A 26,982-nucleotide genomic window follows, 5' to 3' on the forward strand; every position below is an offset into this window, starting at 1 on the left:
GTTTCTGTCCTCCCCAGCTACTGGCACTTGTGATCGGCACGTTGCTGTCGTTAACGGTCTTCGGGGATGTGGAACTCCGCCGAATTGGCACGTTCACAGCTGAGTTCCCCACCTTTCAGGTCCCAACGTTCTCCACGGATCAGATTCGCCTGATGGTGGTGAACGGTGCGGTTCTGGGCATGCTCGGCTGCATTGATGCGTTGCTCACATCTGTTGTGGCTGACAGCCTCACCCGCACAGAGCATGACTCCAATAAAGAATTGATTGGTCAGGGTCTTGGCAATGTGATGTCGGGGCTGTTTGGCGGTCTTCCCGGTGCAGGGGCAACGATGGGAACTGTTGTGAATATTCAGGCCGGTGGACGATCCGCCCTTTCAGGAATCGTGCGTGCGCTGATTCTGATGCTGGTGATCCTGCTTGCGGCCCCATTGGCTTCTCGCATCCCCTTGGCCGTTCTCGCGGGCATCGCTCTCAAGGTCGGTTTCGACATCATCGACTGGAGCTTTCTCAAGCGGGCGCATCATCTCTCGATCAAGGCGGCCTGCATCACCTATGGCGTGATCGCACTCACTGTTTTGGTTGATTTGATCTGGGCCGTGTTCATCGGGGTGTTCGTTGCGAATGTCCTCACGATCGAGCGGATGACAGCGCTTCAGGCCAAAGGGGTGAAGACGATTACCACGACTGATGATGACGTTGAACTTCCTGAGCAGGAGCAGGCTTTGCTCGATCAGGCCTCAGGTCGACTTTTGCTCTTCCAGCTCACCGGCCCGATGATTTTTGGTGTAGCCAAGACGATCAGTCGCGAACACAACGCCATCGAAGATTGCGACGCTGTGTTGTTTGACCTGAGCGAAGTCTCTCACCTGGGTGTGACGGCATCGTTGGCGCTGGAGAATGCCATCAAGGAAGCCGTGGAAGTCGGCCGTTCTGTTTATCTGGTCGTGATTGCTGGATCAGCCACACGCACTCGTCTCGAGAAGCTGAAGCTTCTTGAACTTCTTCCCGAGCACCACGTGAGCGAAGATCGCGAAGAGATTCTTCGCCGAGCCGTCGGCGAGCTTCCCGTTCTTCAGGAGGTCTGACCATTGCAGGACAGTCCCAGCCGTCTGGTGCTTCGCCGTCCTGATGACTGGCATGTGCACCTTCGGGATGGAGCCATGCTCAGAGCCGTCGTTCCTGCGACAGCCAGGGTGTTTGCCAGGGCGATTGTGATGCCCAACCTGAAACCACCCGTGACCACGGTGGATCAGGCGCGCGCTTACCGGGAGCGAATTATGGAGGCAGTTCCAGCGGATACGAGGTTCGAGCCGCTGATGACGGCCTATCTCACTGATCACTTGGATCCTTCCGAGCTTGAGCGTGGTTTCACTGAGGGTGTGTTCACCGCAGCCAAGCTTTACCCCGCCAACGCCACAACCAATTCAGCCGCTGGCGTGAGTGATCTGTCCAAGATCAGTGAGGTTTTGGAGCGGATGGAGGCCATCGACATGCCCCTGCTCATTCACGGAGAGGTGACCGATTGTGATGTGGATGTTTTTGACCGGGAAGCCGCGTTCATCGAAACCCACCTGATCCCCCTTCGGAAGCGCTATCCAGCCCTGCGGATCGTGCTTGAACACATCACCACTCAACAGGCCGTCGATTTCATCAGCAATGCAAGCCTGGCGGGTGATTCCCGCATCGCGGCCACCATCACGCCTCACCATCTGCATCTCAACCGTAATGCGATGTTCATGGGTGGTCTGCGCAGCGACTTCTACTGCCTTCCGGTGGTGAAGAGGGAATGCCATCGACGCGCTCTAGTCAAGGCAGCCACCAGTGGTCTCCCCTGTTTCTTCCTTGGGACCGATTCAGCCCCGCATCCACGTTCAGGTAAGGAATCGGCTTGTGGATGTGCCGGCATCTTCAACGCGATGCATGCTCTCGAGAGCTACGCCACCGTTTTCGAACAGGAGGGGGCCCTGGATCGTCTCGAGGGCTTTGCCAGTGAGCATGGGCCCCGGTTCTACGGTCTTTCTCCGAACGCTGAAACCCTCACGCTCGTGAAACAGGAACAGATCGTTCCCATGCGCCTCGAATCGACGCCGTCGATCCAGCTTGGGGACGCGGGACTCGAAGCCGGTGAATGGCCGGTTCTGTTTCATGCCGGCGAAACGCTGACCTGGTCGGTGCACGTCGATGGGCAAGCGGAGACCAACTGAATAGGGTTCGTTCATGCGTACACCTCATTGCAGGGGCGATTCGCAGATCCAGACTCCCGATGCAGAACAGTATTGGCATCTCTGGACGGACGATGAGGGCATCAGTCGACATCAGCTCTGCACGATCAGTGAGTTCAAGCTCGGCCGGCTCGGGCCTCGGAACTCACCACAGTTTTCCCGGGATCTGCGGAGCTGGTGGCAAAATCAATTGATGGCTTGCACCGTTTCCTGAACGGTAGGAAGAGCTTCCGTTGACGTCAGGAGATGCGTGAGGATGCGCAGCGTTTTGGAAGGTTTAGCCCTGCCAGCGATTCAGTTGAGTGATCATCTTGGCGACAATGGCACTCCAACCTGTCTGATGACTGGCTCCAACGCCCACTCCACTGCAGCCGTGGAAGTATTCATTGAACAGGAGGAGATCACGCCAGAGAGGATCATTCTGGAACTGTTCAACAGAACCGTTGAACGCACGTCGACCGTTGGCATCGCGGCGGAAAATGCCAATCAGGCGTTTCTCCAGCTCCAATGAAATCTGCCAAAGGTTCAGTTCTCGTCCGGATCCCGTAGGAAATTCCATTCTGAAATCGTCGCCGAAGAAATGGCTGAATTTTTGAAGTGCCTCGATCAGCAGGTAGTTGATCGGCATCCAGATGGGTCCACGCCAATTGGAGTTGCCCCCGAACATGGCGACTGGACTGTCCGCTGGGCTGTAGCTGATTGTTGCGTAGTCGTCTCCCTGCTGGTAGGAGTAGGGATTGTCTTTATACACCTTCGAGAGACTTCGAATGCCGTAAGGAGAAAGGAACTCTTGTTCGTCGAACACTCTGGTGAGAATGCGCCGCAGTCTCTCTGGAGGAACGATCGAAAACAGAACCCTGTCCCGGTTCCAGGTGCCGAGATGCGAAATCGCATCGAATGGGGCTCCGCGCTCTTTCCCCAGTTCATTGATGTAGTTGCGTACATCCAGGGCTGGAATCGAATTCACGGTTTCGGCATCGAAGGTGGCGATTGCAAGCAGAGGGATCAGACCGCTGAGGGATCGGGTCCTTAAGTAGTCGGAGCTCCCGTCCGGTCGTTTCAAGACGTCGTAATAGAACCCATCCTGTTCATCCCAGTTCACGAATCCTCGCCCTGAAGGACTGTTCAGGGCATAGGTCAGCCTGCTGAAATCACTGACAAATCGTTCACAAAGCCCTTTGTACTCCGCTCGATCATCAGAGAGCAGAACACAGGCCTCCAGCATGTTCAGACTGAGCATGCCCATCCACGCTGTCCCATCGGATTGTTCGATCCGACTTCCGTCTTTCAGGGGGTAGCGACGATCGAAGATGGCGATGTTGTCGAGACCCAGAAAGCCCCCTTCAAACAGGCTGTCACCATTGCGATCCGTGCGGTTGGCCCACCAGCCGTATTCGAGCAGGAGTTCCCGCAGACTCGCTCTGAGGAAGGGGAAATCCTTCTGACCATTGCTGCGCTTCGAGATCTGAAAAATGCGCAGGGTGGCCCAGGCTCCGATCGGTGGATTGGCATCCGACAAGGCCCACTCGTAAGCGGGTGACTGACCGTTGTTGGCTGTCACGCTGGCCTGACGCAGCATGCGGGCCTGACGTTTCGCTTCTCCGGGATCGATCTCGGCGAAGGCCACAGCGTGAACCATCAGGTCCCACTGGCAGAAATAGGGATATTCCCAACAGTCGGGCATCGAGATGATGTTGCGAGTGCGCAGGGTGCTCCAGTAAGCGTTCTCGGTATGCCATCGCTGTTCCGGTGGTCTTGGCCCGTTGGTGTCACCACGTAACCAACGGGCCACGTACCAGTTGTAAAACTTGCGGTACCAGAACAATCCGGCAGCAGCAGCGGCATGGATTGCGCGGTCGTCTTGAGACAGACCTGGAGCGATCCAACTCAGATAATCCTCCCAGTCCTGGCGTCGCTGACTGAGGATTGATTCAACTTGGGCGGACTCCATCGGGTCGGGATCTTTCGTTCCGTGATGGTCATGCCGGCAGAGGCGAAGATTGACCTGCCAGACCTCACCTGGCTCCAGATGTCGTTGGAGGTGGAATGCCGCTTTTGTTCCTTCTCCAATCGGGTTCACGGCGTCTGTTTGCCCTTCGATCAGATACCGGTGAAAGGCATCTTTCACGAAGGGCTGGCGCAGCGGTTGGTTGTAAAGGCGCTCGGTGTTGGTTGCGTTCTCCGTGAACAGCCAAGTGCCTTGATCGCTGCAATTGAGGTTGTAAGACGACAACCCTTGCAATGCATCGCTCACCACTGCTCCGTCTGCAAGACGAATGCGCGGACGTGCGCTGTCTTCATCGCCCCAGTCCCAAGTGTTGCGGAACCAGAGACTGGGAAGCAGATGAAGCTCCGCGGCTTCTGATCCCTGGTTGGTCACCGTGAGACGGATCAATAGATCCTCTGGCGACACCTTCGCGTATTCGACGTTCAGATCGAAGAAGCGGTTTCCAGAGAAAATTCCGGTGTCGACCAACTCGAATTCAGTCTCATCCCGGCTGCGGCGTTGGTTCTCTTCGCGCAGCTGTTCGTAGGGAAAGCGTTCCTGCGGATAGCGGTACAGCGCCTTGGCATAGCTGCATGTGGGTGTACCCGCCAGGTGGTACATCGTGTCTTTCAGGTCTTCACCGTGATTGCCTTCGGGGTTGCCCAGGCCGAACAGGCGTTCCTTGAGCACTGGATCTTTCCCGTTCCAAAGCACGGGAGCGAAGCAGAGCAGACCGTTGGCATCGCTCAGACCGAGCAAACCATCTTCACCCCAGCGGTAGGCCCGCAAGTGGCTGTCATCAAAGGGAAAGGAGTTCCAGGCGTTCCCGTCGTCGGAATAATCCTCTCGGACAGTTCCCCACTGGCGATCACTGAGATAAGTCCCCCAGAGATCCCAGGGCTTCAAGTTCTCATCCCGCTCCCTGGCTCGAACCAGCTCCATCGGCTCTTCGCCGAGTTGGGTGGTGGACATTACGGAGGTTGCCATGCAGTTGGCTTATCCCTTTTCCCAGAACGTATAGAGGGACTTAGAGACTGCCCATGCAATTGCGGTCTGCTCGAAGGCGAGGGATGGGGGCGGGGGGACTTGAACCCCCACAGGCTTTTCAGCCCAAACGATTTTAAGTCGTGTGCGTCTACCGATTCCGCCACGCCCCCTGGAAACCCACCGGCTCCGTAGCGGCATCCTAGATTCCCTGAGGACATGGAATCATCAGTGACGATCGAGACGCTTCTGAATGCCATCCCCCAGGACACCCTTCTGGTGATCGGTGCCTATGGAGTCCTCGGAGCTGCCTATCTGGTGGTTGTTCCTCTGTTTCTTTATTTCTGGATGAACCGTCGTTGGACGGTGATGGGAAAGCTGGAGCGCCTAGGGATCTACGGCCTGGTGTTTCTTTTCTTCCCAGGCTTGATCCTGTTTGCACCGTTCCTCAATCTGCGACTGAGCGGACAGGGAGACGTTTGATTTGACGCGGGCAGGAGTTCTGACACTGGGTGCCGCCCTGTTTGTGGTCGGCGGGCTGGGATATGGAGCTTTCCAAGCATTGGGGCTTGAGGGATTTTCAGCCGGCATTGCAGCTGAATCCCTTTTGGTTCTTGTTGTTGTTGGTTGGACAAGCAGTTACCTCTTCCGCGTGATCACCGGACGGATGACCTACATGCAGCAAAGGCGCACTTACAGGGCTGAGTACGACGCTCTGACGGATCAGCAGTTGCAAGCTCGTTTCGATGCCATGACTCCAGAAGAACAGCAAGCATTACTGGCCTCAGTCACCAGCGACACGCCTCCTCAATCCCAGGACAAGGATTCAATCGAACCCTAGGCTCGCATCCGTCACGTTGTCAGATTCTGCAATGCAGCCCTCGTCACGAATCGCTGAGGTCTTTGCAAACACCACCCGTGAGCATCGCCTCGCATTGATGCCTTTCATCGTGGCTGGGGATCCGAATCTGGAAACGACGGCTGAGATCCTTCTCAGCTTGCAGTCCAATGGTGCTGATGTGGTGGAACTGGGACTTCCCTACAGCGACCCTTTGGCTGATGGACCTGTGATTCAAGCTGCTGCCTACCGCGCACTGTCTCAGAACACCACGGCATCCAAAGTGCTCAGCATGCTGCGTGGGTTAAAAGATCGTCTGACGATGCCAGTGGTGCTGTTTACCTACAGCAATCCCCTTCTGAATCGTGGTGCTGAACAATTCTTTGCGGAGGCCGCAGACGCAGGCGTCTCAGGACTTGTGGTGCCTGATCTTCCCCTCGAGGAAGCAGAACGTTTGTCTCCCCTTGCTGCTCAACAAGGCCTGGATCTGGTTCTGCTTGTGGCACCGACCACTCCAGAAGATCGCAGGCGCAGAATTGCCACATCGAGCCGAGGATTCACCTATCTCGTCAGTGTCACAGGCGTGACGGGTGAACGTGCATCGCTTCAGGAACGTGTGGCGGAGTTGGTGCTTTCTCTCAAAGAATGCGATGCAGGTCCTGTTGCGGTTGGGTTTGGAATCTCAGGGGCTGATCAGGTTCGTCAGGTGCGTGAGTGGGGCGCTGACGGAGCCATCATCGGCAGTGCCCTCGTCAAAAGAATCGCCGCTGCACAACCTGGTTGTGCAGCGGCGAATGCTGGTGAGTTTTGCCGAGAACTTAGACAGGCTGCGGGCTGAAGATCACTCTTCGTCTTCGTCAGTGCCACCCACGGGAACGAGACGAATTTGCTTGCGACCAAGCTTGATCTCGAATTCATCGCCAGGCTTGAGATCGAGCATGGCCGTATAGGCTTTACCGATCAAGAGATTGCCATTGCCTTGAACAGTGGCGACATAGGAAAGTTTGCGGCCTCCCTTGCCGATTCCTCCAACTCCGGCGGTACCAAGATTGACACCCTTGGCTTCGAGTAGTGCTTCGTAGAAGGCTGTGAAGTTGAGGCGCTCTCCACCGTCCTTTTTGTTGGACACATAACCGCAGGCGCGGACGAGATCAGACTTGCTGACATCACCCAGCTCCTTCACTTTGTTCAGTAGGTCAGCGCCTGTAAGCATGGTTGTTGAAAACATCTACTCACTGAACATAGCGCTTGATGTGCAGCATGTGCCATCCTTTGCCTCAGTTTTGTACCAACAGGGCAAGCAACCTATGGCTCGATTCGTTCTCTGGGGGCTGTACTGCGAAGATGCACTTGAGAAAAGAGTGCCGTTTCGTGATGAGCATCTAGCTCGTCTTCAACGTCTTAAGGACGACGGCACCTTGATCACTCTGGGGCCTACCGAGGGAAGCACTCATGTTTTCGGAGTGTTTGAATCGGAGAGTGAATCGTCGGTACGCGCACTGCTCGAAGCGGATGTCTATTGGCGGGAGGGTATCTGGACGCGCCTTGATATCTATTCCTGGATCCAAGCGTTCTGAGCTTGAAGCCAGACCCAATCGCCCACAACGTTGTCATTGCCCTCGCCGAGGACATGGCCATAACCACTCATTTGGCCGATTCCCTCTCGGGCAATGGCTGCGATCGCTTCTGGATTGTCCAAGCCTCGTTTGGATAGATCCTTCAATTTCAGTGAACGGCCGCGGCGGATGATGTTTCCACCGTTGGGGTGACACCCGGCGCAATGAAGATCAAACAGTTGCTCCCCGTCCGGTGCCAGGGCGTCCACGCTCTGAACCGGAACGATGGCAAGGATGAGGGCGATCAACAGCGCAGCAAAAACCAACAGTGATCGCATCACCAAGACTCCGTTCTGATTGATCAGTCTGCCTTTGGGGCTGTTTCATTTGTCTGATTGGAGCGCTGGTAGCGCAGCACGAGATCCTCAGGGGAGCGATAGCTCTGTGGAAGTGACCGATGCAGTCTTTGGAGATAGTCCCAGCAGATGGTTCGCTGAATGGCCGGCATTGATCGTCCTTCTGAGACAAGGCGACGCAGAGCCTGGCAGTAGCTCGAAAACCCTGCTTCCAGATCACCGATGGTCAGAGTGCGGCTCGAGGCTGTCATGAGTGAATCTGTCAGGCTCCCCTGACTTTCGTGGTGCCCCCTGCTTGCCGTCTGTTGCCAGGATCACGAGATCGCTCCAGTTCGGATGGCAGAAGAGGATCTCCAGCAATTTCTGCAGAAGGTCAAAGCGTTGAATGCACTCGTTGAGTGTCTTGAACATGACCCGACACGTTGGAGGCAGTTTGCCGCTTGCTCAGATCACAACGCCGTTGTGTCTCTTGCGGCTTCATGGGGATTTGAGATTGGACGTCGCTGGGGAGAACGTTCCGTTGACGCTCGCTCTGCATCGACGAACACCTCGCAGCTTCTAGCTGATGTGGATTGTTCGCCTGGTGAGGAGCAGGAAGATGTTCTCTGTTCTGGCGTTGGGTGGAGGCTGGTGAAGATCTGCTCGAATGCCGCCAGCAGTCCTCCAGGCTTCTGGTATCAGCAGAAAGAAAATGAATGGTTGACCCTTCTCAGGGGAAGCGCCCTGCTCAGGTTGGGTGATCCTGACCAGTGGGTTGATCTCAGTGTTGGTGATCAGCTGTTGTTGCCGGCTGGTCGTCGGCATCGGGTCGAGAGGACTGATCCTTATCCAGGTACGACCTGGTTGGCTCTGTACTGGAGTGGTGATGACGGGAGGATCCATGCGCCGGTTGGATCGAACGCTTGACCAGCCAGTAAGCACCAGCCAGGGCGATTGATGAAATTCCCAGCCCGATGAGGAGCTGGGGCTTGTTCTCCGATCCAGCCGGCAAAACGATCACTTTGCGCGCTACGGCGGTCAAGGCGGTGACCAGAACCAGTTCGATTTGAACAACGTGACGACGCAGGTAGCTGGTGATGTTCTGAAGGACCTCGAGCGCAATCAGGACAGTCAGAAGATCTCCGAGAATGCGGATCAGTCCATCACCAAGCCAATAAGCGTCCTGATCGGTGGTGATCAGGGCCATGGTGACTTTGACCGTGAGCTGAATCAGGGCAGCAACAATCACGACAGCCGTGATCACGGTGAGAAGGATGGCGACCTGTTTTTCTCCCTGATCAACCCATTGGAGAAAACTTCGTCGACTGCGACGGAGTTCTGACATGGAGGTTCAGTTGCTGCTGAAGGGGTTGTAGTAGGGCTTTGCGGGTGTGTCTCCAGGAGGGTTCTCAATCTTGGTGTTGCAAGTGATTGAGCCGTCGGAACCCTCTACGCAATCAGTAGGAACAACGGTGCTTTGTTGCCCAGTGCGACTGTTGGGGCCGAGAAGCCAAACTTCTGACTGTGCCAGGGCACTTTGGGGAAGGACTAAGGAGAATGCGGTCATCAGGCTGATGCCAGCAAGCTGTTGGATTTGGTAGGGCATCGTTGGTTCTCCACTAATCACTACTCTGCCTGGAATTCTCCTTAGCTGGCGCGACCATCGCGAATTTCCTGAAGGAGAAGGTCGAGCTGACCAAAAGGATCATCGGAGTGCCCCGTTGCAGCAAACGTCTCGACGGAGTCTGAGGTGGATGGATGGTCTGCCCATTCGGCTTCGATGGCGCAAAGCCTGGCAGCCACTCTCTGCATCCCACCAAGGTTGTGATCTCTCTGAAGAATGTCCAGAAGGGCCGGCATTCGCGTTGACGTGGCACGGAGACTGCGACGCAAGTCGGCCTGTGTGCGTCCCTGTTGCTTGAGCCAGTCCTTGATCAGTGCTCCGAGGTCGTCCTCGAGCTCTTGAGACCAGCCAGTCATGGGTTTAACAACGGGAACCACCGATCCAGTCTGCGCTGAGCACGCTGCTTGATCTCGGGAGTGATGTGATTCCTGCACAGTCCCAGCAGTGCAGTCAAGGCCACCAGATCGTCGCTGAACCCAGCTACAGGGAGCAGATCAGGGATCAGATCAATCGGTACGACGAGGTAAGTGAGCGCAGCGAGAACAGTGACTCTGGCCTGATGCGGTGTGGCCGGCTCGAGCACCATTTCCAACGCTTCCAGCGCTGGTCGTACGAGGAGTCGACCGCTCCGCTTGAGCAGGTTGCGCAGGAGTCCCTCATCCACCGTGACGTCAACAGGTTTTGGATCGATGGGGGAAGAAGAGGACTCCAACGGGGGCCTTGTCATGAAAATGACCATTATTTTGAGTCACCCCAACACTCTTGAGAAGGAGGGGAGCCGAAGCGGTGATGGTCGGTTTCCCGTTCAAACGCTCATTTCGACCAGTCCGTGCTGAATTCCGGTCTTGCGGAGCTTGCGCAGAGCCCTCTGCACAACCTGGCGGCAATATTCCCTGCTGCAGTTCATCTGACGGGCGACCTCGGCCAACGTTCGCCATTCATTGCTGCCGTCAAGGCCGAAGCGCAGCATGACGACGGTGCGCTCCTTGGGCGTGAGGTTGGATTTATCAAGCAGTTTCCAGGCTGATGCCGTGCGCTCGGCAATCTCAGCCCGCTCCAAGGGCGGAATTTCCTCGCTGGGCAGCACATCCACCAGCTCAGACGGGTCAGATTTTGATTTCACCACCCCTTGCAGGCTCACGGTGACGCTGCGCAACTCACAACCAAGAAGATCCTCGACCTCGCTGATCGGGAGATTCATGACGGGTCAGATTTTGATTTCACCACCCCTTGCAGGCTCACGGTGACGCTGCGCAACTCACAACCAAGAAGATCCTCGACCTCGCTGATCGGGAGATTCATGTCGTCGGAGAGCTGTTCGGTACTCGGCGAAAGTCCATTTCGCTGCATCAGGCGGGCTTTGGAAGCACGTAATTTGGTGAGCTTTTCATTCACATTGACCGGAATGCGAATGGTGCGGCTTTGTGTTGAAAGTGCACGATTGAGGCCTTGCCGGATCCACCAGTAGGCATAGGTGGAAAATCGATGCCCTCGGGTTGGATCATATTTTTCAACAGCTCTGGTCAGCCCGAGTGTTCCCTCCTGGATCAGGTCAAGAAGGTCAAGGCCTTTGCCCTGGTAGCGCTTTGCGAGATTCACGACCAACCTGAGGTTGGCTGTGATCATTTGATTCTTCGCTTTTTCACCACGTTTGATGATGCGTTTTTCGTCTTCGCTGTACTCGCAGGCAGGGCCGCTGCCCCCGGCCAGCATGCAGCGTTCGGTCAGGGTTGCCATCGCCTGAACTTTTCTGCCCATTGTTAATTCCTGTTCAGGCGTCAGTAATTGGTGTCTGCCGATTTCGCCCAGAAAAGCACTCAGGGAGCTCACCATTTTGTTGGCTCTGTTTCCTTGAACCTAGGACGAATGTCTTTCCAGCTGGCCCGTGTAATAAAGAGTGCGGAATTCATAATTTAGACGCAATCTTGAATTTGTACTGAATTCCTTTTTTGTTCATGATTGAGATGGTTTTTCTTCACTTTTTACCTGTCTGAGTATTTCTGCTCTTCGTTGGGCTCTTTTCAAAACAGCGGCTGATGTGCTTCTGCCGCTACCCTCGCTTTCGCCGACCTACGTCGAATCCATGCCTTTGGCCACCGTGCTCACCCCCGAGATCGCCAAGAGTGCGGGAGTGGCCTACATCCACTACGTGAGCTTCATGTTCTGCTTCGCCGCACTGGTGGTTGAGCGCAGGCTGTTGCGTCCGGATCCTGATCGGCGTTCGGCAACGGCGATGGTGATCACCGACATCATTTATGGCATCGCGGCTCTGGCGCTTCTGGTGAGCGGCATCTTCAGGGTTCTTTATTTCGGCCAGGGAAGTGAGTTCTATACCCAGAACCCTTTGTTCTGGTGGAAGGTGGGTCTTTATCTCAGTGTTGGTGCTCTCTCCCTCTACCCAACGATCACCTACATCCTCTGGGCCATCCCCTTGCGTAAGGGCGAACTGCCCAAGGTGAGTGAAGCTCTTGCCACTCGTCTCGGTTGGATCATCAATGTGGAGTTGGTGGGCTTTTCACTGGTTCCCCTTCTCGCCACGCTGATGGCCCGAGGTGTGGGGCTGCCCAGCGTGTAGCGCACGCGATCAATGAACCTTGACCCATGCCCTCCTGCTCAGGCAGAGCGCATTCTGGACGGTGAATCTCTCCGGGGCCGGGGCTGCAGCCGCAGCCCCGGGATATGGCAACAAGCTGGCACGGTCTGACTTTGGAACTCCCTCCTTGCCGCGATGGTGTGTGTGGGTTCAACCCTCTGCTGCGGGTGATGCGGATCGCTGGGAGCGGCGTTGGCTTCAAGGCGTGAATGCAGCGCTGGACAGCTGGGCGAAGCTCTTGCCGATTGTCCGCGTTGACGAGCCCCGACGAGCCCATGTGCGGGTTGAGCGGCGGCGCCCCCCACTGCGTCAGCTGTCTGAAGGATGGCGTGCCAGTAATGGACGAAGCCTTTTGCAGGTGCTGGAGGTGAAGCGTGCCGATCGATCGCTACTTGAGCCCCGGGTCACCGTGTTGGTGTCGCCGGAGCTGCGTGCGTTGGCTTTGAGGGCGACGGCGTTGCATGAGCTCGGTCATGCGTTTGGGCTCTGGGGGCATAGTGACAATCCGGCTGACGCCATGGCGCCTGTGCAGGGGGCGTCTCCGGTGCTTGAGCCTTCCGAGGATGATCGCCTCACGTTGGAGTGGATTCGCCGCCAGCCGACAGGTTTTGGGCAGCCACTCCCTCCAGAGGCTCGGGCTGATGACGCGTAAGCGTTGCTTTTTCGTAGCGTTTGCGACACGTTTTCGTGTTTTCGAGGCTGGTTAATGGCTGTGTCGCTGGGATGTCATCAGGCTCTAAACCCGGCAAGCTGCAGGACAAGAATCCTTCCACTTTGGGTATGACGCGGAGATGGCGAACCGGACAACTGGTGGGCCTGCCCGCCCTGACTGCTCTGGCGATCGCTGCGGTGGGCTGCAGTCCCTCGGATCCGAAAGCTGATCAGTCTGTTGGCAGGTCTGAAGCCATCCTCATTCAATTGGATGGCGACAATCCCTCGGCTAGTCGGGGGGAGCTGCTGCGCGGACAAGCGCCTCGGCAGTTCAAGGTGGGGTATGGCCGCAATGGCATTGCCTGCAAGGGAACCCGCTTCGAGGAGGGGTGGACTCCCCTGGGAACCTTCCGTGTGAATGCTGTGCTCAGCGCGGATCGCTTCGCGATGGACCCCTCCCTGGTGGAGTCCTCTGGAAAAAGTGAGGCCTATCTGCGAGAGAACCTCTTCCGCAACATGAGTGCGATCGATTTCAAGGGAGATGGCGAAACGGCTGAATATGGCATCGGTTACATCAGCCTGACGCCGGTTCCCCCGACGCCCCAGCCGTTCCGCTTCAACAGCTACGACGGCCAGTTCCGTTGGTACAGCTTTGCCATTCACGGCACCAACGACCCCAGCCGAGTCGGTCAGTCAGTGACCGGTGGTTGCATCAATGTCGGACAGGAGGTGATGGCCGACCTGCTTAAGACCGTTCAGCTCGGTGATGAAGTCGTGGTCACATCCGAAAGCCCCTGTGTGTCTTGATGTCGACGTCTAGTGCCGCCTCGGTGCGCCTCTTCGGGCGGCAAGAACTTCTTGCACCTGGCGCCAGCTGACGCCGTGATGGGCCAGGGCTACCTGGAGATGGAAGAGGATGTCAGCCGCTTCACCGGCAATCTCCTCCGGGTTGTCGTCTTTGCAGGCCATGACGAATTCGGCGCTTTCCTCGCCGATCTTCTTGAGGATTCGATTGTCACCGCCGCTCAGCAGTTTGTTGGTGTAGCTGCCCTCGTCAGGGTTCTCCCGGCGGTCTTCGATCACGCGCATCAGTTCGGTGCAGGCATCGGCCGGTGGTGGCAGGGCCTGGGGGCCGCCTTCACTGCGGTGATCTCCGTCTTCAAAGAAACAGCTGCGTGCACCGGTGTGGCAGGCCACATCGCCGCGCTGTTCGATGGTCAGCAGGATCACGTCGGCATCGCAGTCGTAGCGGATGTTGCGCACCGTCTGGGTGTGTCCACTGGTGGCTCCTTTGTGCCAGAGCTCCTTGCGGGAGCGGCTCCAGTAATGCGCTTCGCCGCTGCTGAGGGTGAGCTCCAGCGAGCCACGGTTCATCCAGGCCACCATCAGCACAGCACCGTCAAGCCAGTCCTGCGCAATCGCTGGAATCAGTCCTGCTTCGTTGAAGCGGAGCTGATCGAGGAACGCAGGGGTAAGGGGCTGCATCGCTGGGTGTGGGGTCCAGATGTAGACAGGAGGAATCCTCCCGCAGCGCCGTTCCGTTCGTCTGCCCGATGCTCCTGCCTCCCGTTGGTTACACCTGCAGCAAGCAGTTCGACGGTTACCCCTGTTGTCATCGCCAGTGGCGCCATCCGGGACATTGCCGGTTCGTGCATGGCTACAGCCGCAGCTTCACGGTTTGGTTCGCTGCCACCAACCTGGACGCTTGTGGTTTTGTTGTGGATTTCTCCAGCCTCAGACCCCTTGAGTCCCAGCTGCGTGAGCAGTTTGATCACACGTTTCTGGTGAATGCCGATGATCCCCTGCTTGCGCAATGGCAAGATCTGCACGTGCAGGGAGCCCTTGATCTCCGCGTGATGGAGAACGTTGGTATGGAGGCTTCGGCACGGTTGGTGTGGAGCTGGGCCAACGCACTCCTGAAGGAGCGAGATCATGGCCGCAGCTGCTGCTGGCGCGTGGAGGCCCGGGAAAACCGGGCCAATGGAGCCTGCTATGAGGCCCTGCCGGAGTGGTTCAGCGCAGGGCCAACTGCTGCTGGTTCTCCTGGCCAGTGACAACAGGTTCAACATCCACATGGACGGTGTCACCGTCGCCGTACCGCCCGGAAAGGATGGCTTTGGCGATGGGCGTTTCCAGTTCCCGCTGAACGGCGCGCTTGAGTGGGCGTGCGCCATAGACAGGGTCGTAGCCGGCATTGGCCAGCCAGTCGGTGGCTGCTTCGGTGAGATTGAGCCCCAGCTTGCGCTCATCCAGCCGAGAGCGCAGGCGCTCCACCTGGAGGGTCACGATCCGGCGCAACTCATCCCGCCTGAGGCTGTGGAAGATGATCTGATCATCAAGCCTGTTGAGAAATTCCGGCCTGAAGTGAGCGCGCAGAGCGTCATTCACCCGTCGCTCCATTTCGGTGTGCTGACCGTCGTCGCCCCCGAGGTCAAGGATCGACTGGCTGCCGATGTTGCTGGTGAGGATCAGAACAGCATTGGTGAAATCCACCGTTCGCCCCTGACCATCGGTGACGCGCCCATCATCCAAGATCTGCAGCATCACATTGAACACATCGGGGTGGGCCTTCTCCACCTCGTCAAAGAGGATCACGGCGTAGGGCCGGCGTCGGACAGCCTCCGTGAGCTGGCCCCCGGCCTCGTACCCCACATAGCCGGGAGGTGCTCCGATCAGCCGACTCACCGTGTGCTTCTCCATGTACTCCGACATGTCGATGCGCACCATGGCGTCCTCGCTGTCGAAGAGCTGAGCCGCCAATGCCTTTGACAGTTCGGTCTTGCCCACCCCGGTCGGGCCCAGGAACAGGAAGCTGGCGATCGGTCGGTTGGGATCACTGAGGCCAGCACGGGATCGCTGGATCGCATCGGCGACAGCGGTGACCGCCTGCTGCTGACCCACGACGCGTTCGTGCAGCTCGGTTTCCAGGCTCAGCAGCTTGGCCATCTCCGATTGGACCAGTTTCGCCACGGGAATGCCTGTCCATTTGGCGATCACCTCAGCGATGTCGTCTTCGGTGACTTCCTCGCGAAGCAGGGACTTGTCCTGCCCTCCGTCGTCTGCGGCCGCAAGGGCTGCCTCCTTGTCGGCTAGCTGTTTCTGCAGAGTGGCCAGCGTTCCGTATTCCAGTTCGGCAGCTTTGTTCAGGTCGTAGCTGCGCTTGGCTTGCTCCACCTGCAGCTGCACGCGCTCGATCTCTTCTTTCAGATTCGAGAGGTCATCAATGGCGCCTTTCTCCTGCTGCCACTGGGCGTTGAGGGTGCTCTGCTGTTCGGAGAGTTCCGCCAGCTCTCGCTCAAGGCGTTCCAACCTTTCCTGACTGGCGGCGTCGGACTCGCGGCCGAGAGACAGCTTCTCCATCTCTAGCTGCAGAATCTTGCGGTCGATCTCGTCGATCTCCTCCGGTTTGGAGGTGATCTCCATCTTCAGGCGCGCGGCGGATTCATCTACCAGGTCGATCGCCTTATCGGGCAGGAAGCGATCGGCGATGTAGCGGCTGCTCAGAACCGCCGCCGCCACGAGGGCGCTGTCGGCAATGCGCACGCCGTGGTGCACTTCATACCGCTCCTTCAGTCCACGCAGGATCGACACCGTATCTTCCACGGTGGGCTGATCCACAAGCACCTGCTGGAAGCGGCGCTCGAGGGCCGGATCCTTCTCGATGTGCTGGCGGTGTTCATCGAGGGTGGTGGCGCCGATGCAGCGCAGTTCGCCCCGAGCAAGCATCGGCTTGAGCAGATTGCTGGCATCCATGGCTCCTCCGGTGGCACCGGCACCGACCACGGTGTGGATCTCGTCGATGAAGAGCACGATCCCGCCGTCGGAGGCGGTCACCTCCTTGAGCACGGCCTTCAGCCGCTCCTCGAACTCCCCTCTGTATTTGGCACCGGCGATCAGGGAGCCCATGTCGAGGGCGATGAGCTGTCGGTTCTGCAGGGCCTGGGGAACGTCGCCGTTGACGATGCGTTGTGCCAGTCCTTCCACGATCGCTGTTTTGCCGACCCCTGGTTCCCCGATCAGCACCGGATTGTTCTTCGTCCGGCGGCTGAGGATCTGAATGGTGCGGCGGATTTCCTCATCACGACCGATCACCGGGTCGAGCTTGCCGTCCCTGGCTGCGGCTGTGAGATCCCGTCCATATTTTTCCAGGGACTCGTAGGAGCCCTCCGGGTTCTGATCCGTCACGGTCTGACTGCCCCGCACCGCGTTGATGGCATTTTTGAGTGAGTCGGGGTCAGCGCCGGCCTGCGTGAGCAGCCGTCGTCCACAGCGGCTGTCGTCTGCCAGGGCCAGCAGCAGGTGCTCAACGGAGATGTAGCTGTCGCCATAGTTTTGTTTGAGACTGTCGGCCCGATCAAGCAGGTCGCTCAGGCCCTTGCCCAAATACACAGACTCAGGCGGGGTCTGCAGAGCAGGTTGCTGGGTGAGGTGACTTTCCACGCTGCTCTGCAGGGCGGCAGGCGTGACTCCCGCTTTTTCGAGGATGCGGCTGGCCAAACCATCCTGTTCCAGGAGGGCTTGGAGCAGGTGTTCAGTTTCCAGCTGCTGATGTCGGCGTTTCTGGGCCAGCTGCTGGGCCGAAAGGATGGCGGCCCAGGCTTTCTCAGTGAATTGTTCGGCCGTGGGTTGCATGGTTCTTCTTGATCTGCACCAACCGTATGGGTGATCTTTGGATCAGAGTCTTGGAAGACCGCTCCCTTGCGTTCGGTCTCCACGACAGGCGACGGTTAACCGATGCGAATCGGTAGGGTCCACCGAATTGTTCCACTCACGATGCAGCAGCCCAAGGCTGTCGATCCATCTCTTGTGAAGCACCTTGTGGGCAGGGTGCAGGAGATTTACGGCCCAACCCTCACGGATCCCGAGCGGATGTGCTGGACCGTCGTGCATGAACATCATCATGATGCGATGCCAACGGAGTACGACATCCGTGAGGTCGACGAAGACCTGTATCTGGCGGTCCTTGACGCATGCCGCCAGCTGTCTTGACAGTTCAGATCCGGCTGTCAGCAAACCAGGTTGCGATCTTGGAGCAATGCGCATCGGCCTTGAAATCGTCGGCCGAAACGGGAAAGCCCGTCTGTCTTGCCAGCTCGATCACCCCATCAAGTGTGGCTAGGTTTTGAACCTCTCGCCTCAAGCCAGGACTGCGTTCCAGAGCTCTAACGAAATCGCTGAATCCCTCCCTGCTCATCGGGACCAGCCATGTTCAGCTTGGCGTTCCACATAGGCCGCGACATCCGCAATGTCCTGATCGCTGAGCTTGCCTTCATAGGCAGGCATGGCGTTCTTGCCGTTTTCGATCTGATGTTCGATCGCCTCGAGCGGGTCCATGCCATAAGACTCCAGATGGGCTTGGAGATCAGTCTGGCTCAGGGTGCGGCTTGCGCTGATGACATTGCCTCCACCCATATGACAAGCCGCACAGTTCGCGGAGAACAGCTGGGCTCCATGCTCTGGGTCCGGACTGCTCAGAGCAGAGGCAGGCATTGCACTCATCAGCCCCAGGCCAATGCTGAGCAGCAAGGCCAGGAAGGAGGTGGGGTTCAGCATCAAACGCTGATGATCTCTGTCCAAACCCTATCCAGACCTGGGAATAAAAAAAGCCCCCGGAAGAAAGGTTTCATCCTCCGGAGACTTGATGTGTTGCTTTCAGAAAATTGTCAATCGATCCAGGTGAACGGGATCACTCAACAATCACTTTGCCGACCATGCCTGCACCACGATGGGGCTCACAGTAGTAGTCGTAGGTGCCTGCCTCAGAGAAGGTTTCCTCCCAGGACTCACCGGGGGCGAAGGCGAGGTCGCTGTGGCTGAGTTCATCGTGACCGTCGAACACAGCGTTGTGAGGAGCCAGCTTGTTGTTCACGAACTTGACGGTGTCGCCAGCTTTGATGGTGACGGTGCTGGGCTCGAAAGCCAGCATTCCGGCATCAGTGCCGAGCTTCACTTCAACAGTGGCAGCGTTGGCAGATGCGACGCCGATGGAGCAGACCACAAGAAATGCGATGGCTGCTGAAACAATGGACTTCAGGCTCTTAAGCATGACGTCAGAAACACTGCGACGATCTTAAGCGCTTTTAAACTCCGCCTCGATGGGGGAGGCCGGAGTCTTGAAGCACAGCTTCAAGATTTGCTGCATGGCTGGTGCCTCCGAAGCGCTCGGGCTGGGTCACGGGGTTGTGGATGAAGTGGCGCTGTTTGATGGAGAAGCGGTCCCAGGCATTCACCTCAATGGGGAGAATCTTGATCAGGGTTTCAATCAACCAGGGCCAAAGGGGCACCCCTGGTGTTCGGGCCACACCTCGCCAACGGCAGAGCGTGGCCACGGCTTCATTCACGCTGATCACCGGCTGTCCCATCACGATCCGGCGAACGGCTCCCTGCCCCGGTTCCGAATTGCGCTCATGAGGTGACGTTGCCAGGTGCCCGCAGATGGCGGCGATGTCAGCGGCATGGATGAAATGGAAGCTGGCGTCGGCCCTTAGAAACCGTGCCAGCCAGAGCCACTTGCTGGCTTCCGCCAGGCCTTCTGTGAGGTAGCTGGTGGGGAACGGGCTGCTGCCATCCACTCGGCCGCCGAACACCAGGGTCGGAAACACTGCCACGATCTTCTCGGCGAGCGGATGCTGCTCCAGTTCTTTCAAGCACTGGGCTTTGGTTTGGATGTATTCCGTGCCGTAGGCAAGGGCTTCGGGCAGCGGCTGCAGATGGCGATCAAGAATGCTTGCCGTTGAGAAATAGGTGATCTGTTCGATCAGATTCGGGTTGAGCAGTGCCAACAACCGTTTCACGGCCACCACGTTCACTTGCTGCGCTCTTTCGGGATCCCCCCAGGCTGTGGCGGTGTGAATCACTCGGGTGACTGTGGACAGATCGCTGGCGAAGCGGTCGGTTTCACGCAGATCACCTACCAGCAGCCTCACTTTCGGGTTGTTGGCCTGGATTGCGGTGAGTTTGGACGGGTCACGCAACCAAAGGAGGAGATCCGCATCGCTGTTCCGCAGCAGCCAGTCGGCGGTGTACTGACCGACGCAGCCGCTGGCGCCGGTGATCAGAATGCGAGCGGGCATCAGATGGTGCTCAGGCGACGGCGCCGATTCGGTCCATCACGCTCTTGCCGGAGCGGAAGAAGGATGCGCCATTCTCCTCAGGGGTTCCGGGAAGAATTCCATGCCCGAGATTGAGGATGTGTTTTCGACCTCGGGCCTTGCGGACGCAGTCGTCGATTCGGGCTTCGATTGCTTCGGGCGTTCCGAACAGCAAGCCGGGATCCACGTTGCCTTGCACTCCGATGTGCTCGGGAAGCCGGGCCAAGGCTTCAGCCATATCAACGGTCCAATCGAGGGAGATGATGTCGACCCCTGTGGTGGCCATGCGCTCAAGCACCCCTGCACTGCCAGAGATGTAGAGGATGAAGGGTGTGTCGGGATGGGTCTGCTTGACCAGATCCACCACTTTCTTCTGATACGGAGCCGCAAAGGTGTCGTAATCCGCGGGGCTGAGCTGGCCGGCCCAGGAATCGAACATCTGCACCACCTGGGCGCCGGAGTCGATTTGGTAGCGAAGGTACTGGGCAATCGATTCAGCGAAGTGATCGAGCAGCTTGTGCAGCAGGGCCGGTTCCTGAAAAGCCATGGCCTTGATCACGGCGTAGTTCTTGCTGCTCTTGCCCTCCACCACGTAAGCGGCCAGGGTCCAGGGAGCGCCGACGAAGCCCAGCACAGCGGCCTCATTGCCCACGCTCTGACGAAGACGACCCAACACTTCACCCACAAAGGGCATCGATTCAGCAGGGTTCAAAGGATGCAGGGCATCCACCTGGGCCATGGTCCGGATCGGCTCACCGATCTGAGGACCCTTGCTTTCGATGATGTCGAAGTCGATGCCCATCCCCGGCAGGGGGGTGAGGATGTCGGAAAAGAGGATCACGCCGTCGGGCTTGAAGGCGTTGAAGGGCTGCATCGAGATCTCATAGGAGAGATCAGGGTTCTCCGACCGTTCCCGGAAGCTCGGATACCGGTCACGCAAATCCCTGTAGATCTTCATGTAACGCCCTGCCTGACGCATCATCCAGACAGGGGGACGCTCGACCGCTTCTCCGCGGGCTGCGCGCAGCAACAGGGGCAGAGAGTCGCTCATCAAGCTCTTTCGACGTAGCCGGAAACTTACCTGAGTGATGCGTACAAAAAGCCCCGGGATGCATCCATCCCGGGGTCTTCGTCATATGGAGAGAACTGTCTCAGGCCGAGAGGCCTGCTCAAACTTGAGCCTGATTGAGACTCCTTTTGGGATCGTGTTTGAACACCATCAAGCTCAAGGGAGGCAGGCAAAGGTCGAGGGAGTTGTCGTAGCCGTGGATCCCCCACTCTTCAGTGGGCTTTCCGCCCATGTTGCCCAGGTTGCTGCCTCCATATTTGCTGGCATCAGTGTTGAAGATCTCTTCGTAGAACCCGGCCAAGGGAACACCAACTCGGTAGTGAGAATGACTCTGGGGAGTGAAGTTCGCCACAACCACGAGCCAGGTGCCACTGGCGCTCTCTCGACGCATGAAGCTGATCACTGAGTGGCGGTTGTCGTTGCAGTCGATCCACTGGAATCCAAACTGATCAAAATCATCACGCCAGAGGGCGGGCTCGGCTTTGTAAAGCCCATTGAGGTCATCGACCATGCGCTGAACACCTTGATGGGGCTCGTAATTGAGAAGATCCCATTGCAGATCTCCCCAGACATTCCATTCAGCCCTTTGGCCGAACTCCATGCCCATGAAGATGGTTTTCTTCCCGGGATGGGTCCACATGTAGGCCAGTAATGCCCGCGTGTTGGCGTATTTCTGCCAGTCATCCCCAGGCATTTTGTGCAACAGATTGCTCTTTCCGTGCACCACCTCGTCGTGGCTGAGCGCGAGCATGAAATTTTCTGTGTACGTGTACCAGATGGAGAATGTGATGTTGTTCTGGTGGAACTGTCGGAACCAGGGATCAAGCTCGAAGTAATCGAGCATGTCGTGCATCCAGCCCATGTTCCATTTCAGGTTGAAGCCAAGGCCACCGATGTCCGTGGGCTGGGTCACCATCGGCCAGGTGGTGGATTCCTCGGCGATTGAGAGGGCACCTGGGAAGTGCTGGAAGAGCACGTGATTGGCCTGCTGAAGGAATTGCACGGCTTCGGTGTTTTCCCTGCCGCCGTGATCGTTCGGAAGCCATTCGCCGTCAGGCCGCAGGTAGTCGCGGTAGAGCATTGATGCAACAGCGTCCACCCTGATCCCGTCGATGTGGAATTGATCGAACCAGAACACAAGGTTGGCAACGAGGAAATTGCGAACCTCATTGCGGCTGTAGTTGAAAATTAAGGTCCCCCACTCCTTGTGCTCCCCAATCCTTGGGTCGGCATGTTCATAGAGATGGCAGCCGTCGAAGAAGGCGAGGCCGTGGCTATCGCGTGGGAAGTGTCCTGGGACCCAGTCGATGATCACGCCGATGCCTTCGGCATGACAACGATCCACGAACGCCCGGAATTCATCGGGTGTGCCGTAGCGGCTTGTGGGTGCATACCAGCCGGTGACCTGATATCCCCAGGAGCCATCGAAGGGATGCTCGGTGATTGGCATCAGTTCGATGTGGGTGAACCCTCTCTCCTTGACGTATGGAATCAGGCGATCGGCCAGTTCCGGATAGGTGAGAAGACGAGCTCCTGGCTTGAGGTCAGCGGCTGGAACCGGAGCGCGTGGGGTGCCATCGGCTTCGATGAACGGCTCGTTGGCGGCCGCGTGGATCCAGCTGCCAAGGTGCATTTCGTACACCGAGATCGGTTGATCGAGGGGGTTGCTGCTGTCCCGTTTCTGGATCCAGTCGCTGTCGGTCCAATGGAAGCCATCCAGGTGATTCACCACGGAGCTGGTGTCTGGACGCACCTCATGCTGAAACCCGTACGGATCGGCCTTCTGATAGCAGTGGCCGTCCTGGGTGCGGATTTCATACTTATACAAGTTGCCTTCGTTGAGCTCGGGGATGAACAGTTCCCAGATGCCACCCAGACGCTGCTGCATGGGGTGATGGCGTCCATCCCAGGAATTGAGGTCGCCGATCACACTCACGCTGCGCGCGTGCGGTGCCCACAGGCAGAACATCACACCCTGAATGCTTTCCCGCTCGCATCGATGGGCACCCATCCGTCGCCAAATGTGGTGATGGTTGCCTTCGGCGAACAGATGGCGGTCCATTTCGCCCATCCATTCCTGGCGAAATGCCCACGGGTCATGCTGCTCATGGGTGATCCCACCACGCTGAACCCGTAACCGGTACCTGCAGCCCGGGTCTTGGGTGACGGAGGCTTCGAAGATCCAGGGGTGGTGAGGGGTTGACATCACCATCTCCCGATCGCCCAGGAGCAGGGTCACACTGTCTGCTTCAGGCATCCAGACACGGATGATCCAACCTCCGTCGTCCTGAGCCTGGGGGCCGAGGACAGCAAACGGATGGTCATGACGGCACTCGGCCAACCGTTGTGCGTCCTCAACCATCCACTCGAGAACAGTGTTGGTCATGCCTTTGGACGCCGCGTTGGCCGGGAGCTTAAGCCGAAATTCCCAACATTCGGCGCACCGACCTAACTGAGCGAGTGATCAGACCAGATCCGCTGAAAAATCCACGTTGATGATCCGGCCCTGCCGGTTGAAGATCACGAACAGATTGTCAGTGATTTTCCCGAACTCGATGGTGACCAGCACCAGCTGCTGGTCACCGCCCTGGCTGGCGACCAGTGCGCTCTTGATGCGCTTCACACCACCAAGAAGCCCTTCCAGTTTGGTCCATTTGCGTTGCAGATCGGCCGGCGAAATCTCCTTCTGAAAATCGAGATCGAGGTAGTACCGGGCTGCCACCCACCGGCTTGCATCCAGATCCTTCACAAAATTGAGTGCCGTTTGCTCAATCGGCCGCATGGTGCCCACCCATTTCCAGGCCAGCAGCTTTCCCTCATCGTCGAGCACCAACAGGAGAGGAACCTCCCGAGTCCCACCGTTGGTGATTGCAACCGTGTCCACCGTTGTGTCGTCTATGCCGGGGTTTACGGCAACCACGCGGAAGGTTTCAATCCCAGGTGCGGATTGCAAGCGATTGGCGATGGCCTCCACACTTGTTGCCGCCTGAAGCGGGGAGGACAGCAGGGAATAAATCCCCGCGGCATTTTTTGTTTGAATCGCCTGAAGAAGAGCCGTGGCGGCCTCGGTGGCCTGGCGGGGGCTGAGTTCTGTGCGGGGGGCCGCGGTGGCCTGGCTGACAAGGCTCTCAGCACGAACGGAGAATGCTGGGATCAGCTCAAGCGTGCTGGTGGCCAGGGCTGCAGCCAGAAGACAGGAGGTGAGCTTCACGGCAATCGTCCGAACAATCGCGATTAGTCTGCCGGAATACCATCACGGTGTAGTACCAGCAAGGGATCGATCCAGAGCAAGGCTTTGTCCAGATGCAACGCGATGCTGATCACCCGACACTCAGGGTTTGGTGCTCCGCAGGCGTGGTGCGGTGTGCCTGGGTTGATGGCAACCGCTGGCCATGCCGCACCAGCGAAGGAGAGTCGCAGGCGGTCACCGGGCTGAAGGCTGGCATAGACCGGCTGTAGTTCAACCAAGCGTTCCTCCCGCCGGAGGGCACTGTCTCCAAGAACCCTTCGGAGCCCCATCGATAGCTGCTGGGTTGTTGTCGACCCCGCAGGAAGTCTGGAGAGGGTCACGCTGAGATCGAATCCGGGTTGGTCCGCCGAGGCCTCACAGCGCAGGACCGGACGTCCATTCAGCACGCGTGTGTCCTGCAAGGGAGCACTGGTGAACACGGCCACATCACTGCGCTGATCAATGGAGCTTCGGTCGCATGGGCCTGCTGAAGGACTCAGGTGACCTCCCACGGCCGGGACCGGACGCCAGGGGTCATGCACAACCGTGACGGTTCCACCGGAGCCTTCCGGTGGATTGAGAAGACGGCCTTCGTTGGGATCCAGGCAGGCCAGGCCATCACTGGCGAGATGCCAGCCGATCGCGCTTGCTGTCGGACTGTCCGCCGTCGTCCAGGGCATATCAATCCACTGATCACTCCCCTGGTCCCAGAGCCTCAACATCCCGGCGTTCTCACCGGGCGCCGAGTGGTCCTGCAGATGGCGCTGAAAGAAGTTCAGCAGCAGTGCACTGCTTTGAGGCCACCACTGCAGGTGGGTGGCTGGCCCGATGTGCAGTTCGGGACTTCCGCCTGCGGCCCGGGACCTTTCGGCCAGATCCAGGACGCCGCGGAGGTGGGGATCCCACCATCCGCCCAGCAGCAGCAGGGGGCGACGCAACCAGGATCGTGGGCTGTGGTGCTGTGTCCAACCATCGGCTTGGTCTGCAGGCAGTTTCAGCCAGCGCAGGGCCATGCCATCGGGATCGTGGCGTTCCAGCAGATCTCGACCGTTGCGTAGATAACGACCGTTCTCGAGGCTTTCGCGGATCTCCCCCCAAGCGCTCTGATCGTTCCGTCTCCTGGCCTGTAATGCTGCCAATTGGAGGCCCCAGCCCAGGCCGAGATGCCACCAGTGGGCACCGCCTTCGCAGCTCCAGTGATGGCGCTCATCCAGCCCACACATGGCCGGTGCCATGCAATCGGGAGGGGCACAGTCTTCCGGGGCAAGCAGCTGGGTCAGCCCTTGGTAAGAAAAGCCATAGAGACCGATCCGACCATTGCAGTCTGGGTGGGCCCGAATCCAATCCAGGGTTGTGGCTGTGTCTTCGGCTTCCTGACTGAATCCCTTAAAAACTCCCCCAGAGTCTCCCTGCCCGCGCACGTCTTGCACTAGCACCATGAAGCCATTGCGACACCACCACTGAGGGTGGGGCAGGGTGACTGTCGATGCGATCGCTCTGCCATACGGCTGACGCATCAGCAGGCATGGCCATGGTCCGGGGGCATCGGGCCGCCAGAGTCTGGATGCAAGTGCTACGCCGTCGCCGGTGATCAGATTGTGATCAGCGAACATCCGGGCAGTGCAGACCGATCACATATGTAGCCAGGATTTCGGCATCGGTGGTGCTGAGGTTGCGCTGGTTGGCGAGCTTGCCGATGGACTTGCCTGACAGTGCCGATTTGCCGTTGGCGTTGAGCGCTTCGAACTGTCGGCACAGGGCCTTGGCTTCCTTCGGATTGCGTTTGACGCTCTCAAGAAGGGTGGATTGCGCCGAGCTTGGAGAGGCCACAGAGAGGACGGCCGCCATGGAGGCCGCCACCAATCGAGACTGAATGTGGAGGGAGTGCACAGGACCGCCGTCCTTGTTCGACCCTCATTTGAAACGGGTGAGACCACCGCTTGCTCGCCGGAGCGGTCAGTTCGTGTTTTGCCTCTCCTTGGCTCTCAGGATCCAGGTCCTTGCCAAAGCCAGGTCAACCACCGGCGGGCGGCCACTGCGCAATTGCCGTTCTAAACGCCCAGTACGAGTCACCAGCTCGGGGGGTGATGAACCCGCCACGGCTGCGACTGTGGCCAGGCCCGCATGCATCAGCAGGGCCGCATCGGCGGGGGCCAGGTCGAGGCAGCATCCCAGATCGGCCATTCCTTTGAGGCGGCGCAGGTTGCGGGCTGAGGCCCTGCCTGAGGCGGCTAGGCGACTGATCTGATGGTCGGTGAGGTTTTGCACGTCCCCCCAGGTGTTGAGTCCTGAGGCCAAAAGCTGAGCCTGTTCATCACGTAGTCCCTGGGGGAGCTCCCTGAGTGGATCGGCGGGGTTCATTAGGGCTCGAAGCTCCGCTCCAGTTCCCCCAGGACGATGGGCTTCGAGGCTCCATCGCCTGCCGGTTGCAGCTGGCGCAGTCGCACTGACACCACCGCGCTGCTCCGTCCACCTGGTCTCACATTCTGAGCAAGCTGTTCAAGGGTGGGTGCCACGGCCTCAGGGGGAAAGTCAACGCCTGCCTGTGCCACCACAAGATCGTCGCCATTGTCGAAAACAATGGGGACGCGAACGGCACCATCCACCTTCACTGTGGGGGTGTAGCTCACCGAAAAGGCCCAGCAGCTCGCCGATAGCAGCAGGGTGAAACTGCTGACCCCCACCAGACGGAATCGCAGTCCCCAGCGGGCGATGAAGGCCACGATCGTGAGTGCCGACATCGCTGCTCCGCCCCAGGCCAGCCAGCCGCTCGAGGTTTCAAGCAACTCCGGTAAGGGCATGG

General features: G+C 58.3%; 32 protein-coding genes, 1 tRNA gene and 2 pseudogenes. 12 read left to right on the forward strand and 23 right to left on the reverse strand.

Going from position 1 to position 26,982, the window contains the following annotated elements:
* Nucleotides 1-1,085, forward strand: a 1,085-nt coding sequence (locus tag WH7805_RS00010) for a SulP family inorganic anion transporter (protein WP_006040822.1), incomplete at its 5' end; no start/stop codon positions are given.
* A gap of 3 nt (nt 1,086-1,088) precedes the next feature.
* A complete protein-coding gene (gene pyrC, locus WH7805_RS00015) occupies nt 1,089-2,204 on the forward strand; it encodes a dihydroorotase (protein WP_006040823.1) in 1,116 nt (371 codons plus the stop codon).
* Between the two features lie 295 nt (nt 2,205-2,499).
* Here pyrC and WH7805_RS00025 read toward each other — a convergent pair whose 3' ends face one another.
* Both WH7805_RS00025 and WH7805_RS00030 read right to left on the reverse strand, forming a co-directional pair.
* Complete coding sequence (locus WH7805_RS00025; RefSeq protein ID WP_038004098.1) at nt 2,500-5,196, reverse strand: glucosidase; 2,697 nt, start codon at nt 5,194-5,196, stop codon at nt 2,500-2,502.
* A gap of 84 nt (nt 5,197-5,280) precedes the next feature.
* Nucleotides 5,281-5,366: transfer RNA gene (locus tag WH7805_RS00030), tRNA-Leu, on the reverse strand.
* Between the two features lie 46 nt (nt 5,367-5,412).
* Here WH7805_RS00030 and WH7805_RS00035 point away from each other — a divergent pair.
* Genes WH7805_RS00035 through trpA form a run of 3 tightly spaced genes read left to right on the forward strand, consistent with a single transcriptional unit; the run spans nt 5,413 to nt 6,869 of the window.
* Nucleotides 5,413-5,676, forward strand: coding sequence for an NAD(P)H-quinone oxidoreductase subunit L (locus tag WH7805_RS00035; protein ID WP_006040826.1), 264 nt, complete (start codon nt 5,413-5,415; stop codon nt 5,674-5,676).
* Between the two features lies 1 nt (nt 5,677).
* Complete coding sequence (locus WH7805_RS00040) at nt 5,678-6,034, forward strand: DUF3007 family protein (RefSeq protein ID WP_006040827.1); 357 nt, start codon at nt 5,678-5,680, stop codon at nt 6,032-6,034.
* A 31-nt stretch (nt 6,035-6,065) separates the two neighbouring features.
* Nucleotides 6,066-6,869, forward strand: coding sequence for a tryptophan synthase subunit alpha (trpA, locus tag WH7805_RS00045; RefSeq protein ID WP_006040828.1), 804 nt, complete (start codon nt 6,066-6,068; stop codon nt 6,867-6,869).
* 3 nt (nt 6,870-6,872) lie between these two features.
* On the opposite strand, the gene WH7805_RS00050 is transcribed toward trpA, so the two are convergent.
* Nucleotides 6,873-7,244 carry an AbrB family transcriptional regulator gene (locus WH7805_RS00050; protein ID WP_006040829.1) on the reverse strand — a complete coding sequence of 124 codons (372 nt, stop codon included), beginning with the start codon at nt 7,242-7,244 and terminating at the stop codon, nt 6,873-6,875.
* 94 nt (nt 7,245-7,338) lie between these two features.
* Between WH7805_RS00050 and WH7805_RS00055 the strand changes: the two genes are divergently transcribed.
* Complete coding sequence (locus tag WH7805_RS00055; RefSeq protein WP_038004770.1) at nt 7,339-7,608, forward strand: YciI family protein; 270 nt, start codon at nt 7,339-7,341, stop codon at nt 7,606-7,608.
* Here WH7805_RS00055 and WH7805_RS00060 read toward each other — a convergent pair.
* Nucleotides 7,584-7,925, reverse strand: a complete 342-nt coding sequence (locus WH7805_RS00060) for a c-type cytochrome (RefSeq protein ID WP_038004100.1) — start codon at nt 7,923-7,925, stop codon at nt 7,584-7,586. The genes WH7805_RS00055 and WH7805_RS00060 overlap by 25 nt on opposite strands.
* 23 nt (nt 7,926-7,948) lie before the next feature.
* A complete protein-coding gene (locus tag WH7805_RS00065) occupies nt 7,949-8,194 on the reverse strand; it encodes a DUF3136 domain-containing protein (RefSeq protein ID WP_006040832.1) in 246 nt (81 codons plus the stop codon).
* An 85-nt stretch (nt 8,195-8,279) separates the two neighbouring features.
* On the opposite strand from WH7805_RS00065, the pseudogene WH7805_RS13645 reads away from it, so the two are divergent.
* A pseudogene (locus WH7805_RS13645) lies at nt 8,280-8,741 on the forward strand (Nif11 domain/cupin domain-containing protein); the annotation flags it as partial.
* Here WH7805_RS13645 and WH7805_RS00080 read toward each other — a convergent pair.
* From WH7805_RS00080 to WH7805_RS00100, 5 genes and pseudogenes are all read right to left on the reverse strand, one after another.
* On the reverse strand, nt 8,704-9,267 hold the full coding sequence (locus WH7805_RS00080) for a phosphate-starvation-inducible PsiE family protein (RefSeq protein WP_006040835.1): 564 nt from the start codon (nt 9,265-9,267) through the stop codon (nt 8,704-8,706). The pseudogene WH7805_RS13645 and the gene WH7805_RS00080 sit on opposite strands and share 38 nt — an antisense overlap.
* Nucleotides 9,268-9,273: 6 nt before the next feature.
* Complete coding sequence (locus WH7805_RS00085; protein WP_232199021.1) at nt 9,274-9,489, reverse strand: hypothetical protein; 216 nt, start codon at nt 9,487-9,489, stop codon at nt 9,274-9,276.
* A gap of 80 nt (nt 9,490-9,569) precedes the next feature.
* Nucleotides 9,570-9,902 carry a hypothetical protein gene (locus tag WH7805_RS00090; protein ID WP_006040837.1) on the reverse strand — a complete coding sequence of 111 codons (333 nt, stop codon included), beginning with the start codon at nt 9,900-9,902 and terminating at the stop codon, nt 9,570-9,572.
* Complete coding sequence (locus tag WH7805_RS00095) at nt 9,899-10,273, reverse strand: YkvA family protein (RefSeq protein ID WP_038004772.1); 375 nt, start codon at nt 10,271-10,273, stop codon at nt 9,899-9,901. Before WH7805_RS00095 ends, WH7805_RS00090 begins: the two co-directional genes overlap by 4 nt.
* Before the next feature lie 78 nt (nt 10,274-10,351).
* Nucleotides 10,352-11,379: pseudogene (locus WH7805_RS00100) on the reverse strand (RNA polymerase sigma factor RpoD/SigA).
* Between the two features lie 250 nt (nt 11,380-11,629).
* Here WH7805_RS00100 and WH7805_RS00105 point away from each other — a divergent pair.
* The 3 genes from WH7805_RS00105 (at nt 11,630) to WH7805_RS00115 (ending at nt 13,597) form a co-directional block, all read left to right on the forward strand.
* Entirely contained in the window at nt 11,630-12,121 is a 492-nt protein-coding gene (locus WH7805_RS00105) for a DUF2214 family protein (protein WP_006040841.1), read from the forward strand.
* A 19-nt stretch (nt 12,122-12,140) separates the two neighbouring features.
* The gene (locus WH7805_RS00110) at nt 12,141-12,791 is read left to right on the forward strand and encodes a matrixin family metalloprotease (RefSeq protein ID WP_006040842.1); all 651 of its coding nucleotides are present in this window, start codon (nt 12,141-12,143) and stop codon (nt 12,789-12,791) included.
* 71 nt (nt 12,792-12,862) lie between these two features.
* Nucleotides 12,863-13,597, forward strand: a complete 735-nt coding sequence (locus WH7805_RS00115) for a L,D-transpeptidase (RefSeq protein WP_006040843.1) — start codon at nt 12,863-12,865, stop codon at nt 13,595-13,597.
* A gap of 9 nt (nt 13,598-13,606) precedes the next feature.
* Here the strand turns inward: WH7805_RS00115 and hisIE are convergent, their stop codons facing one another.
* Nucleotides 13,607-14,275: a bifunctional phosphoribosyl-AMP cyclohydrolase/phosphoribosyl-ATP diphosphatase HisIE gene (gene hisIE / locus WH7805_RS00120; RefSeq protein ID WP_006040844.1), complete on the reverse strand. Its 669-nt coding sequence runs from the start codon at nt 14,273-14,275 to the stop codon at nt 13,607-13,609.
* A 68-nt stretch (nt 14,276-14,343) separates the two neighbouring features.
* Here hisIE and WH7805_RS00125 point away from each other — a divergent pair, with 68 nt between their 5' ends.
* Nucleotides 14,344-14,844 carry a 6-carboxytetrahydropterin synthase gene (locus WH7805_RS00125; RefSeq protein ID WP_006040845.1) on the forward strand — a complete coding sequence of 167 codons (501 nt, stop codon included), beginning with the start codon at nt 14,344-14,346 and terminating at the stop codon, nt 14,842-14,844.
* On the opposite strand, the gene clpB is transcribed toward WH7805_RS00125, so the two are convergent.
* Nucleotides 14,804-17,422, reverse strand: a complete 2,619-nt coding sequence (gene clpB, locus WH7805_RS00130) for an ATP-dependent chaperone ClpB (protein ID WP_006040846.1) — start codon at nt 17,420-17,422, stop codon at nt 14,804-14,806. The genes WH7805_RS00125 and clpB overlap by 41 nt on opposite strands.
* Nucleotides 17,423-17,563: 141 nt before the next feature.
* Here clpB and WH7805_RS00135 point away from each other — a divergent pair, with 141 nt between their 5' ends.
* On the forward strand, nt 17,564-17,779 hold the full coding sequence (locus tag WH7805_RS00135; RefSeq protein ID WP_006040847.1) for a hypothetical protein: 216 nt from the start codon (nt 17,564-17,566) through the stop codon (nt 17,777-17,779).
* A 4-nt stretch (nt 17,780-17,783) separates the two neighbouring features.
* Here the strand turns inward: WH7805_RS00135 and WH7805_RS00140 are convergent, their stop codons facing one another.
* From WH7805_RS00140 to WH7805_RS00190, 11 genes are all read right to left on the reverse strand, one after another.
* The gene (locus WH7805_RS00140; RefSeq protein WP_006040848.1) at nt 17,784-17,984 is read right to left on the reverse strand and encodes a Nif11-like leader peptide family natural product precursor; all 201 of its coding nucleotides are present in this window, start codon (nt 17,982-17,984) and stop codon (nt 17,784-17,786) included.
* On the reverse strand, nt 17,981-18,343 hold the full coding sequence (locus WH7805_RS00145) for a c-type cytochrome (RefSeq protein WP_006040849.1): 363 nt from the start codon (nt 18,341-18,343) through the stop codon (nt 17,981-17,983). Before WH7805_RS00145 ends, WH7805_RS00140 begins: the two co-directional genes overlap by 4 nt.
* 133 nt (nt 18,344-18,476) lie before the next feature.
* Complete coding sequence (petE, locus tag WH7805_RS00150) at nt 18,477-18,836, reverse strand: plastocyanin (protein WP_006040850.1); 360 nt, start codon at nt 18,834-18,836, stop codon at nt 18,477-18,479.
* A 34-nt stretch (nt 18,837-18,870) separates the two neighbouring features.
* The gene (locus tag WH7805_RS00155; RefSeq protein ID WP_006040851.1) at nt 18,871-19,863 is read right to left on the reverse strand and encodes an NAD(P)-dependent oxidoreductase; all 993 of its coding nucleotides are present in this window, start codon (nt 19,861-19,863) and stop codon (nt 18,871-18,873) included.
* 10 nt (nt 19,864-19,873) lie between these two features.
* Entirely contained in the window at nt 19,874-20,932 is a 1,059-nt protein-coding gene (gene hemE, locus WH7805_RS00160) for a uroporphyrinogen decarboxylase (protein WP_006040852.1), read from the reverse strand.
* 118 nt (nt 20,933-21,050) lie between these two features.
* Nucleotides 21,051-23,336 (reverse strand): 1,4-alpha-glucan branching protein GlgB, encoded by a 2,286-nt coding sequence (glgB, locus tag WH7805_RS00165; RefSeq protein WP_006040853.1) that lies wholly within the window; start codon nt 23,334-23,336, stop codon nt 21,051-21,053.
* A gap of 78 nt (nt 23,337-23,414) precedes the next feature.
* Nucleotides 23,415-24,161: a DUF3887 domain-containing protein gene (locus tag WH7805_RS00170; RefSeq protein WP_006040854.1), complete on the reverse strand. Its 747-nt coding sequence runs from the start codon at nt 24,159-24,161 to the stop codon at nt 23,415-23,417.
* Nucleotides 24,162-24,184: 23 nt separating this feature from the next.
* Nucleotides 24,185-25,792, reverse strand: coding sequence for a CocE/NonD family hydrolase (locus WH7805_RS00175; protein WP_006040855.1), 1,608 nt, complete (start codon nt 25,790-25,792; stop codon nt 24,185-24,187).
* Complete coding sequence (locus WH7805_RS00180; RefSeq protein WP_006040856.1) at nt 25,782-26,027, reverse strand: hypothetical protein; 246 nt, start codon at nt 26,025-26,027, stop codon at nt 25,782-25,784. Before WH7805_RS00180 ends, WH7805_RS00175 begins: the two co-directional genes overlap by 11 nt.
* A 108-nt stretch (nt 26,028-26,135) precedes the next feature.
* The gene (locus WH7805_RS00185; RefSeq protein ID WP_006040857.1) at nt 26,136-26,540 is read right to left on the reverse strand and encodes a DUF4332 domain-containing protein; all 405 of its coding nucleotides are present in this window, start codon (nt 26,538-26,540) and stop codon (nt 26,136-26,138) included.
* The gene (locus WH7805_RS00190; RefSeq protein ID WP_006040858.1) at nt 26,540-26,980 is read right to left on the reverse strand and encodes a Ycf51 family protein; all 441 of its coding nucleotides are present in this window, start codon (nt 26,978-26,980) and stop codon (nt 26,540-26,542) included. The genes WH7805_RS00185 and WH7805_RS00190 overlap by 1 nt, the downstream gene beginning before the upstream one ends.
* Nucleotides 26,981-26,982: the final 2 nt, after the last annotated feature.

This window comes from Synechococcus sp. WH 7805 (assembly GCF_000153285.1).
Taxonomy (GTDB): domain Bacteria; phylum Cyanobacteriota; class Cyanobacteriia; order PCC-6307; family Cyanobiaceae; genus Synechococcus_C.